Consider the following 14,856-nt stretch of genomic DNA (forward strand, 5'->3'; position numbering starts at 1 on the left):
GTCATGCGGCGCTTCCGGGTGGTGACCAAACACCAGGTATCGGGCTGGCGTTTCCTGCTGCGCCGAATCGAGCATGCACTGGTGCGCCGCGATACCTCGATGCGCGACGACCCCGGTCGAGGCCGTTCCACCGCGCTGACCATCGGCGTCGCGCTCGCCTGCGTAATTATCGCGGGCGCGGCCGTGCTTGCCTTCTTCAAACCGGCCAAGACTGTCGGGAATTCGCGGATCGTGGCGGACAAGGAGACCGGCGCGCTGTACGTGCGGGTCGGCGAACGACTGCATCCCGCATTGAATCTCACCTCGGCCCGGCTCATCATCGGCGCAGCCGACAAGCCGGTGCAGGTGTCGCGCGCCGAGCTGGAAAAGTACCCGCGCGGACCGTGGGTCGGTATTCCGGGAGCGCCGGGCAGCATGGTCGACACCGACAACCGGGAGTCGACCTGGACAGTGTGCGACAGCACGCAGACCGGGGCGGCCGCGCCGGTGAACCCGGAGACCGGATTGCCGAGCTCCACGCGTTCCGCATTGCGCACCACCGTGATCGGTGGTCCGCTCACCCTCGACAGCGGCGCGGCGCGCGAGCTGGACGTGGGCGAGGCCAGGTTGCTCCGCGACGGCACGACGAACTGGCTTGTGTACCGCGACGGCGCGCGTGGAGTCGTCCGCGGGGAGATCAATCTCGCCGACACGGCGGTGCTGCTCGCCCTCGGTATCGACGCCACCGCACCGGTGCTCGCTGCATCGAAGGGACTGATCGGCGCGATCCCGGAGGTGCCGCCGATCCGGGTGCCGCAGGTCGACGGCGCAGGGGAGACCGTCACTCTGACCACCGGGTACACCGTGCCGGTGGGCTCGGTGCTTGCGGTGCATGACGCGGAGCGGCCATCGGGACACTACCTGGTGTCGAAAACCGGAGTGGTGCAGATCAGTTCCGTGCTTGCAGCGATGATTCGTAACTCGGACGCACATGGCACGGTGACCAGCAGGAACGTCGGACCGGATCTGATCGCGGCCAATCTGCGTCCCGGTGGGTGGCCAGGCACGGCGGCGTATCCCACCCGGCCGATCGAGCTCGTCAATCCGTCGAGCAGTGGAGTGACCTGCTATCGGTGGTCGCGGTCGGGCAGCGACCAGACGGCGGCCACCACACTGTTGGTCGGCAGGCGGCTGCCGTTGACGCAGGAGGAACAAGTCCGTGTGGTGAATTTGGTGACCGCGCCTGCCTCGCGGGGCAAGACGGCCGACTCGGCCTACTTGCCCCGAACGACCGGACGTTTGGTACAGGTGACCGGGACGGATACGGCGTCGCCGTTGCGTGAGTCGCTCTACTGGATCGCCGACAATGGTGTTCGGTACGGCATCGAGATCACCGATCGCGGAGCCGAACAGACGTTGCGGGCCTTGGGGTTGCGCGCGCCGGTGGCCGCGCCGTGGAGTGTCGTGTCGCTGTTCGCCCCGGGACCCAGCTTGTCGGAGGGGGCGGCGCGTATCCAGCACGACGGCATCGCGCCGAACACGACCGGCGTCGGCCTCGGCGGTCCGGCATGACCACCACCCGTCGGTTCGTGCGGCCCGCTCGGATGGTGAGTGGTCCGAAAGCGCCTGCGGTGACGGAGCTGCGGCTGGAGCCGCCGACCGAATTGCCCCGGCCGGTGCCGATGTCCAAATTCCGGATGATTCTGCCAGTTGTCATGGTTGCGGCCATGGTCGGCATGGTCATGCTGATGCTGCGCAGCGGCATGGCCGCGTCGCCCATGATGATGCTGTTCCCGGTGATGATGTTGGTGTCGATGGTCGGCATGATGGGCGGCGGCATGGCCGGGGTGGGCAGCGGTGGCGGGGGTTCCGCGGGCGTCAACGAGGAACGCAAGGACTATTTGCGCAGCGTTGCCGACAACCGGAAGACCGTGCACGACGCCGAGAACGAATTGCACACTTATCTGCGCTACACCCACCCGGGCCCGGCCGAGGTAGGGCGTTTGATCGGTGGCAAGCGGATGTGGGAGGTGCAGGCGGCCAGCCCGCAATTCCTGCGGGTTCGAGTGGGGCGCGGGCGGATCGCCAACCAGGTGCGAGTCATCGTGCCCGAGGCCGCACCGACCTCCGAACTCGATCCGGTAGGCGTGGTCGAGCTGACCCGTTTCGCCAAGGCGTATTCCACGGTAGGCGGCATGCCGGTGGCGATCAATCTGCTGTCGGCGCCGCAGGTGGGATTCGACGGTGATCGCACCGCGGTGCTTGGTCTGTTGCGGGCGATGATCGCGGAAGTCGCGGTGCTGCACGGACCGGACCAGGTCGCGGTAGCCGCGGTGCTGGCTGATCCGGACGCTCCGGAATGGTCCTGGCTGAAGTGGATGCCGCACACGCAGCATCCCATCGACGTCGACGCGATTGGGTCCAGCCGAATGGTGTACACCAGCGTCGCCGAATTGCGCACAAAGGTGCTCGCCCGGCTCAATCGAGGGCCATTCTCGGCGAATTCCGAACCGGCGCAGGACCGTAAGCACTTTCTGCTGATCGTCGATGTCGGCGGTCCGGCCAGCGACCGTGACATTTCCGGTATTGACGGCTGCACCTGGCTGCGGCTCGGCGCCGTGGAGCAGACCCTGCCCCGCGCGCTGAAATTCACGGTAACCGCGGACCGTAAGCTGGACGAGGTAACCTCGCGGGGCGTCAGACGGGTCGGGATCGCCGACTCGATGTCACTTCCTGCGATGACCGCACTGGCGCGCAACATTTCGCCCTATCGGCTGTCGACGGTGGTCGAGGCGGTCGCTGCGGAACAGGTCGGCGGCACCTCGTGGCAGGAGATGCTCGGGATCGCCGATCCGGGTGCGATTCGAATCGAACGGCAATGGCCGCGGCGGCGCGACACCGACAGATCGCGGCTGAGCATCCCGTTCGGGCACGACCCGGCTGGGTCAGTGGTCTACCTCGACATCAAGGAATCGGCCGAGGAGGGCATGGGCCCCCATGGCATGTGCATCGGGGCGACCGGGTCCGGAAAGTCAGAGTTCCTTCGCACGCTGGTGCTTTCGGCGGTGGTTACGCATTCTCCGGACACGCTCAACTTGCTACTGGTCGACTTCAAAGGCGGCGCGACCTTTCTCGGGTTCGACCGGCTCTCGCACGTCACCGCGGTCGTCACCAACATGGAAGAAGAGGCCGACCTCGTCACCCGCATGGAGGATGTGATCAACGGCGAGATCGCGCGGCGCCAGCGGATCCTGCGGGACGCGGGAAATTTCGCGAACGTGGCCGATTACGAGCGCGCCCGTGAGCAAGGCGCGGATCTCCGGCCGCTCCCAACTTTGTTCATCATCCTCGACGAGTTCGCTGAGCTGCTGGAGCAGTATCCGGATTTCGCGAAGCTGTTCGTCGCAATCGGCCGGGTCGGCCGCTCGTTGCGCATCCACCTGTTGCTCTCCTCGCAGAAGGTGCCCGCGCATCGGATGGGGGAGCTGGAGGCGCATCTGTCGTATCGAATCGCGTTGCGTACCAACCAGACCAGCGACTCCCGTGATGCGATCGGCACTGCCGATGCCTACCATCTGCCCAAGAAGCCGGGGTCTGGATACCTGCGGGTCGGTTCCGGTGATCTGCAGCGGTTCAACGTCGCGTATGTGGGCGAGCCGTACAAGGCCCCGGCGCAGCTGGTGGCGGCATCCAGTAGCCGGGCGCGCAGGCAGGGTGGGGGATATCGGCCGCCGCGGTGGTTCTCCGCCGCGCACATCGCCGAGACCCGACCGCCAGTACTCGACGCGCACCCGGAGCCCGACGTGGCCGACAGTGCCGAGGGCGAGATGATCAGTGTGATGGAGGTCGTGCTGCAACAGCTTGCCGGTCACGGGTCTCCAGCGCACCGGATGTGGTTGCCTCCGTTGGGCATTCCGCCAACGTTGGATGCGCTGGTGCCCGCGGTGCGGCCGGGGTCGCTACAAATACCGGTCGCTCTGATCGATAGGCCGCGGCTACAGCGCCAGGATGTGTGGTCGATCGATCTCTCCGGTGCAGGTGGACACGTCGCCGTCGTCGGCGGACCTCAGTCCGGGAAATCGACCGCGCTGCAGACGCTGATCATGTCGGCGGCGCTCACCCACACTCCCGAGCAAGTCCAGTTCTACTGTATCGACTTCTCCGGCAGCGCCCTCGCCTCCCTGCGGAACGTCCCGCACGTCGGTTCGGTGGCCACGGTGCGCGACGGTGACCGAATCCGCCGTACCATCGCATTGATCACCAAACTGATCGCCGATCGGCAGGCGCTGTTCACCGAACTAGGCATCGATACGATGCGGAAGTTCCGCCGTTTACGCGATGCCTGTGATCGAAAGTTGACAACCCGTGACGGGCACGGCGACGTGTTCCTGGTCATCGATGGCTGGGATATCGGATTCGCCACCACCGGGCCGTACTTCGACGAGTACCTGTCGGTCATGGAGGCGATCGCCGTCCAAGGGCTGAACTACGGTGTGCACCTGGTGATCGGGAGCTCCCGCTGGGCGATGATCCGGCCGGCGATCAAGGACATGCTGCAGACCCGCATCGAGCTGCGGCTCGGCGATCTCAGCGACACTGTCTTCACCAGTCACCGCACGCTGGTCAGTGCGGTACCGCCCAACCGGCCCGGGCGTTGTATCTCCGCCGATTTGCTGCACATGATGGCCGGGTTGCCGCGAGCCGACGGTGTGAGCGACCCGCAGTCGTCGGCGGAGGGTCTCGCTGCCCTTGTCGATCAACTCAACCAGCAGTTCCCCGATCACAAGGTCCCGGATGTGAAACTGTTGCCCGCTCAGATCGAGTTGGCCGACATTCGCGCTGGTCTGCCCGCACCGACGAATCTGGCCGAGCGCTTGGTGGTTCCGTTCGGGATCCGTGAATCCGATCTCGGTCCCGCTGCCGTCGATTTCAACGTCTCGACGCATCTGATCGTGCTCGGGTCCACGGGGTGCGGAAAGTCGACAGTACTCGCCGCGTTGCTGGACTCGATCCACACCCAGTTCGACGTCGAGCAGGCCAGGGTGTTGTTGGTCGATTACCGCCGCAGACATCTGGACGCCGTGCCGGACGACATGCTGATCGGATATCTGACCAGCGAGCGCGAGCTTGCCGATGCGCTGCCGGCGTTCGTCGCCAAGATGCGCACCAGGCGCCCACCACAGGGGGTGACAGTTCGGCAGCTACGTGAGCGCTCGTGGTGGACTGGTCCGGAGATCTTCGTGGTCATCGACGACTATCACATGGTGGCGCAGCGTGGTCAGCTGAATCCGCTGGAGCCGCTCAAGGATGTCATCGTCGACGCTCGCGACACCGGACTCCATATCATCGCAGCCCGCAATATCGCCCAGGCCGATTCGGCTATGTACGACAACGTGATCGGCCAGATGAAGAACCTGAACTCGTCGGGTCTGATCATGGACGGGTCCAAACTCGACGGCATACTGGTCGGCGATGTCAAGGCCGCACCGCAACCCGCGGGTCGGGGCATCTTCGTTGAGCCGCTGCACGGTCGCAAGGATCTTGTCCAGACTGCGTGGATGCCGCCACGGGTGTGAGGCGGGGACCAGTTGGTACGTAAGTACTCCCACGCTTGGGAATGACTTAACGTTTTTCTTGGTACCGATCAAGTCGGGGTCGGTACAGAGTCGGCAGGGAGTAAGTCGATGTTTCTCGAAGCTCGTCCTGAGCAATTTCCAATTACCAGCGCGCAGCTCTCCATGGAGCAAGCTGCCTTGATGGGCGCCATTGTCGGAGCGGCCGGGCCGATGGTCCCGGTTCCGGCTGCGTTGGACGAAGTCAGCCAGATGGCCGCGGCGGCTTTCGCCGATTGTGCCGCTCACTTTTCGCAAGCCACGAATGATGCTTATGTGAAAGGCGTGTGCGGGGCGGAGGTGCTCGGTCCGGTCGGTGCTGGATACGGTGCCGCTGACGCTTCCGGTAGTGCGCTGGTCTCTGCGAATCCCGTGATGGTTCTCGGTTAGGGCCGGACCGTGTTCTGGTTCTGGGCACTACCGCCGGAAGTCAATTCGATGCGATTGTTCACCGGCCCGGGTCCGATGCCGATGTTGGGGGCCGCTGCGGCATATAAGAGCGTAGCCGACGGATTGACAGCGGCTGCGATCGGTGCGCAAAGCCACGTACAGGAATTGATGGCGACGTGGCGTGGGCCGACAGCCGCCAAAGCGCAGCAGGCATACCTGAAGCATTCGACATGGCTGTTCCAGCAGGCCGCGTTGTACAACGTGATGGCCGCGAAAGGCACCGCGCAGGCCAGCGCGGTTTCTGCGGCGCAGGCAACGATGCCTCCGCTGCCGTTGATCCTGGCCAACCGGATGGCCAGCGCCGCATTGGTCGCCACCAACACGATGGGGCAGAACACGGCGCCTATTGCAGCAAACGAGGCCGTGTACATGAGTATGTGGGCGGCTGCGGCCGGCTCCATGTACGGGTACCTGGGACAGACATTGGGCAATATCACCGCGATGCCGAGCCCGACCGTCGCGCCGTCCATCACTATTGGCGCTCCAACAGCTATGGAGCCGTCGATGCTGCTGAAGGAATTCAGTCCGGTCGAAGGCGGCGGCGTACCGAACGATGCTGCGCCCGTTGACCCGGGAGTAAGCACAGGAAACCCGGCTGACGCGAGCGGTTCGACACCCGACCCTGCGGCGGTGACGCCCGATCTGGTTCAGGAGGAACTGCCTATCACCGAGTCGGTTTTACCGCAGGATCCTTACGACGATCTGGCTGGTTCCGCCGGAACTGGCGCAGAGCCTCTGGGATTCTTCGGGACTTCGCCGACCTCGCCGACGCTCGCCGGCCTCCAGGGCGGCATGGGCAGCATGGTGGCGATCGGCATGACCAACGGGGGTCTCGGTGCGCTATCGGGAGCGTCGACTGGATACCGGCTGCCGTCGAACTGGCCTGCTGGATCCGGCACGGCGTTCGGCCCGGCACCCGGTGCCGCGGCAGCCGCGCCTGTGGCACAGAGTGTCCCGCCACGTAGCGCGACCGCATCCGGTGCTCGCATACGTCACCGCCGCGACGAAAACGGTGACAGCACCACGCTATTCGATCCGAATAGAGCTACGGATGTTCCGGCGCTCGAGAAATCGGTTGTGGTCGGCGTCATCGAGTACGTCGACGACGAGCAGCCCCACTAGAACGTCCCCGGTGGAATGCACCAGGGCGGAACCTAAATCCTCAATGGAAGGAAAGACCAATGGGAAACCCGGAGTACTCGGGCTCTCCGGCGGAGCTGCAGAGCTTCGCCGATAAGTTCGCCGCACACGTGCAGGTAATGCAGGCCCATATCGGAAAATTGGAGGGCACCAAAGGGGAGTTCGCGGTGGCCGCAAGCGGCTCACAAGCCGGTAACGCGATCCAGGTGCAGTTCCAGAATGCAATAAATGCAGGAAGGACTTTGCAGGCAACCCTGGATGAAGCAACGACCGCATTGCGGAAAGCTGGTGCCGTCATCGAAAGCCAAGACGCGGAGTCCAACAGCACGATCGCCGGACTGGATCTCAACTTCAAGTAATCGGCAAACTCCAACAATCAGACAAGGCAGAACAATGTATAACAATTTCAACCATGTGGATGCACTTGTGGATTCTACGAGAGCACTCCTGGGACAGATGGAAGTCGACGCGGGCGAGCGCCGATCTCTGGTGAACCTCGTTGCGGAGGTATTCAAGGGTGCGGCAGGTACCAGCAACCATGACTTCCAGGTCAGGTTCGCTACCTCGGTCGACAACTACAAGCTCCGCCTCGGAGAATTGAACAAGGCAATCGGCGGGGCTTCCGGCACAGGCGGCACGCTGCATCAGACCGATCAACAGGCCGCCTCGTACTTCCCAGTCTGAGCGGCAAGCAACCGGGAGATTCTCGGCCGAACGGTTGGCGAATCGGTTGGTATGGCACACGTAGACGCCGATCCCGTCGTGATCGACTTGAATGTCGATGCTGCGCTCGCGCTCATGACGTTGGCGGGCATCGATGAGTACCCAGCGGTGCTGGCGTTGCTGCCCAACGTCTTTCGCGTCGAGGATCAAGAACGGGTACACGCGGTCATGGTCGAGGAACTCGCTCATGCGGGCATCCTCGATGACGACGGCGTCCACCCGCGGGTCAGGCACTGGCTGCAATGTTTGTACCGGCCCGATATGGAACTCGTCGCACGCATCGTGGACACCGGTGTGGACTGCGGGCCGCAGGCGATGCTGCGGATGTCACTGGTGCGCCGCGACGATACGCATGTGCTCGCTCTGCGGTGTGACGACCATGTCGTCATCCAGCCGGTGTTCGTGGAAGGGCGGCAGCTGCCACCTATCACCGGAGTGGTGGCCGCCGCACTCGGTCCGCGCGAGCCATTGCGCTTCGAACCGATGAGCGCGACCCTGCAGCAATTCACCGACGTTCCCTCCGAGCCAGACGAGCGACGGCAGGTGCTGCGAGAGCTGGGGGCCGGAGCGCACACCGCCGCAGTGCTCACCCGGGCGCTCGGCGAGGTGGTGCGGCGCGCGGAGGTGCTGATGGTCGAACACCGCGACGGCGGTTCCACACAGACCGAGGTGTGCGTGAGCGTGCTCGACACACTCTCGGGTCGGATCCTCGTGACACCGAGCCGGGCGGTGGACGGGCGGATCTGGTCAACCTACGCCCCGGGTGACGGCGCCGCAGTGCACGCGAGCATTGGCTCGCTGCTCGAATTGTTGCCCGGCCGTAGCTGGTTCGACACCGTGCGGACCGATTGAACCTAGCTCCGGTAATGCGAAAGGACGGCAGAGGTGGAGAAAGTACCGACGAACGAAGGAACCGCAGGGGCCGTGTCGGCGCACGTCGGGTACGACACATTCTTCTCTGCGGACACCTATCAGGGCGGTCCCCCAGTCGAAGCGGAAATGCAGACCTTTTTGAGCAATGGGGAGATGGAACCCGACAAGCCGTTCCAGCCGTTGGATCACGAGCCGACCGAAACTGCGCAGGCTAGGTCGATGATGGCGGAGTCGCCGGAACCGCCGGAGTCACCGAATATTCCGGCTGCGCCTAGCGCTCGGGTATCCCCTTCGGCGAGTTCCCCGATGTCGACGCCGCAGAGCGCCTCGGCACCGCGGTCGTCGGAGGCGACGGTGCGCAGACATCGCTGGCGACGCGAAGTTGAAACGGAGGCGAACTCCGAGGCCGAGACCAAAATTGTGCCTCCGTCGCAGGCTATGCTCCACGCCGATCAGGAACAAACCCGGCAACCGGCTCGACGTACGGAGTTCGCGGCTGTGGCGCTTCCGTCTCCGGAACTGTTCGCCGACATCACGGTGGCCAATAAGGCGACGCTGCGCTCCCGCAGCGGTATGCGCGGCGCACTCAACAAACTTGGGTTCCGGCTCGGACTGTCGCCCAGCGAACAGCGCGCCGAGGAGCGCCACGACCGGATACGCCGCCAGTTGGTCACTCAGTACCAGATCGCCGTTGTCAGCGTGAAAGGCGGCGTGGGCCGTACCACTACAGTCGCCGCGCTCGGTTCGACCTTCGCGGACCTCCGTCCGGATCGGGTGGTCGCGGTCGATGCGAGTCCGCATTTCGGCGATCTCGCCACTCGCACCCGCCGACACCCGTACGGACTCTCGCTGCGGGATCTGGCCTATGCGCGAGAACGGGAATCTTTCTCGGCGGTACAGTCCTATCTCTCGATCAACTCCGCCGATCTGGCGGTTGCTGCCTCGCCATGGACCGCCGAGTCCACCACTGCACTAACGGAACGCGACTTCGCTGCCGCAGCCGATATCCTGCGACGCCACTACAGCCTGCTGCTCGTTGATTGCGGTACTGGCGTGCTCGACTCCGTGACGCGCGAGGTTCTGAACTGTAGTAACGCCGCGGTGATCGTCACTCCGGCAACGGTGGGCGGGGTAACCGGCGCGGTGGCCACTCTTAATTGGCTCGGCGCGCACGGGTTCGACCATCTGGTCGCTCGTTCGGTCGTCACCATCGTGCAGCATCAGCCCGTCAAATCCAACGTCGACGTCGGCGCGATCGAGGATCTGTTCGCCACGGCGCAGCGGCCGACCTGCGTGCTGCCTTTCGATACGCACTTGGCCGAGGGCGGCGCTATCGATCTGCGGCTGCTGGGCAAGACGACCCGCATCGCCTTCGAAAATCTCGCTGCCACCCTGGCCGACGAGTTCCCCGATTTCATTGTCGCGGGCGGCGCCGCGCACGATATGGGCGGGAGTTGGCGATGACCACCTCGGCTGCGCCGCCCACGGCGGAGGTCGAACGGGCACGGATCGCGGTGATGGTGGCCGCGTACCAGGTCGACGTGGTGGTCCCGACTAAGTTCACCATCGAAACCTTTATCGAGGACCTGGTCGGGGTGCTGGCTACCGCCATCGCGGACGAGACCGTCGACTTCACCCCGCCGACCGGTCAGTGGAGTCTGGCGCGGCCTGGTGAACTGCCGATACCGCGCTGGCGCAGCCTTGCCGATCACGACGTCGCCGACGGAACGGTGCTAGCACTTTGCCCGGTCGAATCCTCGGAGGTGTTCACGCCGGTCGTCGAGGACATCACCGACGCGCTCGCCATGATCAACGAACGCGAGTTCGCCGAGTACGACGCCGACACCTCGGCGGTCGTCGGTCTCGCCGTGCTCGGCGTCGCCGCGGTTCTGGTCGCGGCACTGCTGTCGTGGGTGTGGACCGATACGGGCGCGGTCGGCTGGTGTGCCCTGCCCGCGCTGCTGCTCGGTGGCTGTTGCTGGGGCGGTGCCGTCGCCGCGTTCCGGAACCACCGCTCGGGCCGGGCCTGCCTGGCGTTGGCGCTGGCGGCGCTGCCGTTGCTGTTCGCCGGTGGCGCCATGCTCGTGCCCACCGCTTATGGTGCACCAGGTCCGTTCGGGGCGGCGAATATCGCGGCAGGAGGGACGTTCATCGTCGTCGCATCGGTGTCCATGATCCGGCTGACCGGGGTCGGTCTCGCCCCATTGCTGGCCGCGGCGATGTCCGGGCTGCTGATGACAGCCGCGATGTTGCCCTCGACCGTCGCTACCCTCCCGGTGCACAAGGTGGCGGGCGGTGCGGTGCTCGTCACGCTGATCCTCTTGACGGTGGCGCCGCGGCTGGCAATGGTCCTCGCCTGGATCCGGCCTCCGGATCTGCCGGACCCCGGAACCGACGTCGCGCCCGCGACGCTGAACGACATCTTCGAGGCAGAATCCGCGCGTCCCGACGACGACCGGGACAACCAAGCAGACGAGGCGAACCGCGAGCGAGCCGCGCTCAGCATCGAGCGCCGGGCCCGGCTTGCGGTGTCCGGTCTACGCGGCTTGATCATTGCAATCGCAACCGCGCTGGCACTGGCCACGGTCGTTGCGGCCGCGGCGAGCCCGGGCGGTATCCGGGAGATCATCATGGCGGCGGCGGTGGCAGGCATCCTGCTCATGCGGGCGCGGTGGCATCCGGACCGGGTGCAGGCGATCGCACTGATCACCGCCTCGGCCGCCACGATCTGCGGGATCGCCGTCGTGCTGGTCGGCGCCTACGAGACCGGGCTCGCCCGCACCACGGTGGTCCTGGTGCTCGCCGGATTGGCGATCGCGGGCTGCGTCGGCGCGATGCGCTTGCCGGATAAGCGATTGTCGCCGGTGACCCGCCGCGCCATCGATCTGTTCGAGTACGCCCTGCTGGTCGTCGTTCCGGTGATCGCGTTCTGGATCATGGGCGTCTACACCGCGATGCGGGGGATCTGATGACGTTCGGCCGTGCGGTAGCGACGGCGGCCGCCGGACTGCTGTTGTGCCTCGGCGCTGCGCCCGTAGCCGCGCTCGAGCCGCCCGAGGTGGTTGTCGGCCCGCCGCCGCCGGACGAGCCGCCGGGACCGGAGTTCGCGACCAAGCAGGACAAGGCATGCCTGGCGGCTGGCGTACTGCCGGACAGCGACCTGTCCAGGGTGCCGCCGCCCGATCTCGCGTTGAATCTGGGCCAGGCTAGGGCGCTGAGCCGGGGCGCCGGCGTCACCGTCGCCATCATCGATACCGGCGTTCACCCCCATCAGCGGCTGCCCAATCTGGTCGGTGGCGGAGACTATGTCTTGGCAGGAGGAGACGGCCTGGCTGATTGCGATGCGCATGGCACGCTGGTCGCCGGAATCATCGCGGGCGCCGCCGATCCGGCCGACGGCTTCACCGGGGTTGCCCCGGACGCCGGGATCATCTCGATCCGGGTGCGGTCCGGTGCATTCAGCGCCGAGCGGCCCACCGTCCGTGACCCTGGCGAGCAGGCGGCCGTCGAGATCAGGACCATGGCGCGTGCCATCACACACGCGGCCAATATGGGTGCCGGAGTGATCGCGGTGCCGCTGGCGGTCTGCGTACCGGCCGACCTGCAGGTCGACCAGTCGATGCTGTCGGCCGCCATCGGGTATGCCGTGCATGTCCGTGGCGCACTGTTGATCGCCGGAGCAGGCAGCGCCGGAAACTCGGAGTGCGCGCAGAATCCGGGCATTGATCCGGCACGGCCGACTGATTCGAGGAATTGGCGTGATGTGAAAACCATTTCGGCGCCCGGCTGGTTCGCGCCGGCGGTGCTGACGGTGGGATTCACCACTGCGGACGGAACGCCGATGCCGGAGTCACTGACCGGCCCGTGGGTGGCGCTTGCCGCGCCCGGCACCGGGATCGAATCCCTCGGTCCCGGCGGTGGAGGTCTGATCAACGGTGTCGGCGCGCCCGGCAAGCTGGTGCCGGTGGGCGGCTCTTCATTCGCGGCCGCCTACGTCGCGGGGATCGCGACGCTGCTGCGTTCGCGATTTCCGGGCGAAACGCCGTCGGAGATCAGCGCACGGCTGCTGGCGTCGGCGCATGCTCCGGCCCGGGGGATCGACAACGTGGTAGGCGCGGGATTGGTCGACCCGCTCGCGGCGCTGAGCTACCGCATACCGCCCGCACCGCCGAGTGGACTGTATCTGTCGACGCCACTGGCCGTACCTGAACCGCCGAGGCAAAGGGATCGGCGACCGGCGATAGTCGCGGCGACGGTCATGCTCACCGTTGTGCTACTCGGGTTGGGCGGGGTCTTCGGTGGCGGTGGTCTAGTCCGGAGGCACGGATGAGTGCGCCGAGCGCCTGGGCTGTCGGTATCGATCGTGGCCCGTTCGCGGCGGCGGTGATCGGCGGCAGTCTGCTGCTCGCAGGTCTGTCCGCCCGCACTCCGTTGTGGGTTTCCGCGGTGGTTGCCAGTGTGCTGCTTGCCGCGGCGGCGGTGCGTTGGCGCGGCCGGACTGCGACGCGCTGGATGCTCGATTCGGTGGAGTATCTGGTCCGTCGGTCCGTGCACGCTCGCCAACGCGCCGATCAGCTCGACGCGCGAGATGTGACGGTGGCCGCTGGCGTGTGCGGGATCCGCGATGGGGACACCGTGCTGGTCGCGATGATTCAGCTCGCTCCCGACCTCGACCTACCGACCGTGATCGGAGAAAAAACGCTGTATACCGAGGACACAGTGCCAGTGGATGTGGTGTCTGCCCAGCTCGACCAGTTCGGCATTGCCGTCGACATCGACATCGTGGCCACCGGCCAACGGGTGCGGTCCGGCGGTGCTTACAGCATGCTCTACGACCAGTTGATCGGATCCCAACCGGTGGTCGGGGACCGGCTGGCGTGGCTGGTGGTGCGGTTAGACCAGGAGCGGAACCGGATGGTGCTTGAGCGGCGCGGTTCTGTCGCGGTGGTGGCGCCCAAGGCACTGGCCAGCGCCGCGCATCGGATCGCCGGGCGATTGCGGGAACAGGGGATCGCGGCACATCCGCTCCCGGCGTCGGCGCTGCACGAGGCGACGCGGCTACTGCATGCCGGTATCGAGCTCACTGATCTCCGGGAGAAGTGGGGCCATCTGGAATCGCCGTCGTCGGGTCGATGTGTGACCACCTTCCAGCTGGAATGGTCCCGGCTCGGCGATGTCGGGCTCGATGACTGCTGGGTTTGGCACGGGGGCCGCACAACGCTTGTCGTGAGCCTGACCGACTCGGCCACCGGGCCGCGTGCCCTCGTGCGGTATGTCGGAGCCGCGGTGACGGAGCCGCCTGGCTATCTACGGCCCCTCGGCGGTAAACAGTCAACGGCACTGCTGGCATCGCTGCCAACGGCGACCTCCATACGTGCGCTACCAAGCCTCGACCCGCCGACCGATATCGCACCAGACGAACTCGTCACTGCCCTCACCGTTGGCATTGGACCCAACGGACAAATTCTCGGCACCCTCAGCGGCCAGCCGCGGCACACCCTGGCGCTACCGCTGTTCGATCCGGCCCGCTACAACCCGCGGCGTCGCACGATAGATGTGCATGCAACTCTGACGTTCGTCCAGCAACTCGTGTTGCGCGCGACGGTGGTCGGCGCCGACGTCGAGGTGCATACTGCACGCCCGCAGCGCTGGCGGCAGCTGGTCGACGCGGTCGGCGATACCCGGTCGCTGCGTGTCATAGCCGAACATGAAGGTTCGGATCCGGGTGAGGAGGACTCGTCGGTGACGATCGCGGTATTCGATCAGCTTCCGGCGCGCGCATCGAGCGCGCACACCACCGTAACGGTGAGCGAACCAGGCGGACCTCACCGCCCGGCCGCGGATCTGGTGATCGACCAGATCAGCGCTACGGCCGTCGATGTCGGCATTCCGATGCGCACGGTGCGGGTCGAGCTGATCGAGCCGCGCGGCGAGACGCGGTATCTGGGTTCCGCCGACGGCCCGGCCGCGATCACCACGACACCCGACCGGACCGCAGCAACGCACCCGGACGGACGACGCGTGGGATGACGGCGTTGGATGAGTGTGCACCGACCATGCGGGCGGTAATGTTTAGCAG

General features: G+C 65.9%; 11 protein-coding genes. All 11 read left to right on the forward strand.

What is annotated here, in order from left to right; all coding sequences use genetic code 11:
- Window positions 1–3: 3 nt before the first annotated feature.
- Complete coding sequence (eccB, locus tag KV110_RS17415; RefSeq protein ID WP_218477311.1) at window positions 4–1,551, forward strand: type VII secretion protein EccB; 1,548 nt, start codon at window positions 4–6, stop codon at window positions 1,549–1,551.
- Entirely contained in the window at window positions 1,548–5,555 is a 4,008-nt protein-coding gene (eccCa, locus tag KV110_RS17420) for a type VII secretion protein EccCa (protein ID WP_218477312.1), read from the forward strand. The genes eccB and eccCa overlap by 4 nt, the downstream gene beginning before the upstream one ends.
- A gap of 108 nt (window positions 5,556–5,663) precedes the next feature.
- Entirely contained in the window at window positions 5,664–5,981 is a 318-nt protein-coding gene (locus tag KV110_RS17425) for a PE domain-containing protein (RefSeq protein ID WP_218477313.1), read from the forward strand.
- Window positions 5,982–5,990: 9 nt separating this feature from the next.
- Window positions 5,991–7,163 carry a PPE family protein gene (locus KV110_RS17430; protein ID WP_218477314.1) on the forward strand — a complete coding sequence of 391 codons (1,173 nt, stop codon included), beginning with the start codon at window positions 5,991–5,993 and terminating at the stop codon, window positions 7,161–7,163.
- 59 nt (window positions 7,164–7,222) lie between these two features.
- Window positions 7,223–7,540, forward strand: a complete 318-nt coding sequence (locus tag KV110_RS17435) for a WXG100 family type VII secretion target (protein WP_218477315.1) — start codon at window positions 7,223–7,225, stop codon at window positions 7,538–7,540.
- A gap of 97 nt (window positions 7,541–7,637) precedes the next feature.
- Window positions 7,638–7,865 carry a hypothetical protein gene (locus tag KV110_RS17440; RefSeq protein ID WP_218477316.1) on the forward strand — a complete coding sequence of 76 codons (228 nt, stop codon included), beginning with the start codon at window positions 7,638–7,640 and terminating at the stop codon, window positions 7,863–7,865.
- A gap of 51 nt (window positions 7,866–7,916) precedes the next feature.
- On the forward strand, window positions 7,917–8,756 hold the full coding sequence (locus KV110_RS17445) for an ESX secretion-associated protein EspG (protein WP_218477317.1): 840 nt from the start codon (window positions 7,917–7,919) through the stop codon (window positions 8,754–8,756).
- A gap of 519 nt (window positions 8,757–9,275) precedes the next feature.
- Window positions 9,276–10,241 (forward strand): MinD/ParA family ATP-binding protein, encoded by a 966-nt coding sequence (locus tag KV110_RS17450; protein WP_246634602.1) that lies wholly within the window; start codon window positions 9,276–9,278, stop codon window positions 10,239–10,241.
- A complete protein-coding gene (gene eccD, locus KV110_RS17455) occupies window positions 10,238–11,746 on the forward strand; it encodes a type VII secretion integral membrane protein EccD (RefSeq protein ID WP_218477319.1) in 1,509 nt (502 codons plus the stop codon). Before KV110_RS17450 ends, eccD begins: the two co-directional genes overlap by 4 nt.
- The gene (gene mycP, locus KV110_RS17460) at window positions 11,746–13,107 is read left to right on the forward strand and encodes a type VII secretion-associated serine protease mycosin (protein WP_218477320.1); all 1,362 of its coding nucleotides are present in this window, start codon (window positions 11,746–11,748) and stop codon (window positions 13,105–13,107) included. Before eccD ends, mycP begins: the two co-directional genes overlap by 1 nt.
- Entirely contained in the window at window positions 13,104–14,807 is a 1,704-nt protein-coding gene (gene eccE / locus KV110_RS17465) for a type VII secretion protein EccE (RefSeq protein ID WP_218477321.1), read from the forward strand. The genes mycP and eccE overlap by 4 nt, the downstream gene beginning before the upstream one ends.
- Window positions 14,808–14,856 lie beyond the last annotated feature (49 nt).

Origin of the sequence: Nocardia iowensis, assembly GCF_019222765.1 — a bacterium.
Classification (GTDB): domain Bacteria; phylum Actinomycetota; class Actinomycetes; order Mycobacteriales; family Mycobacteriaceae; genus Nocardia; species Nocardia iowensis.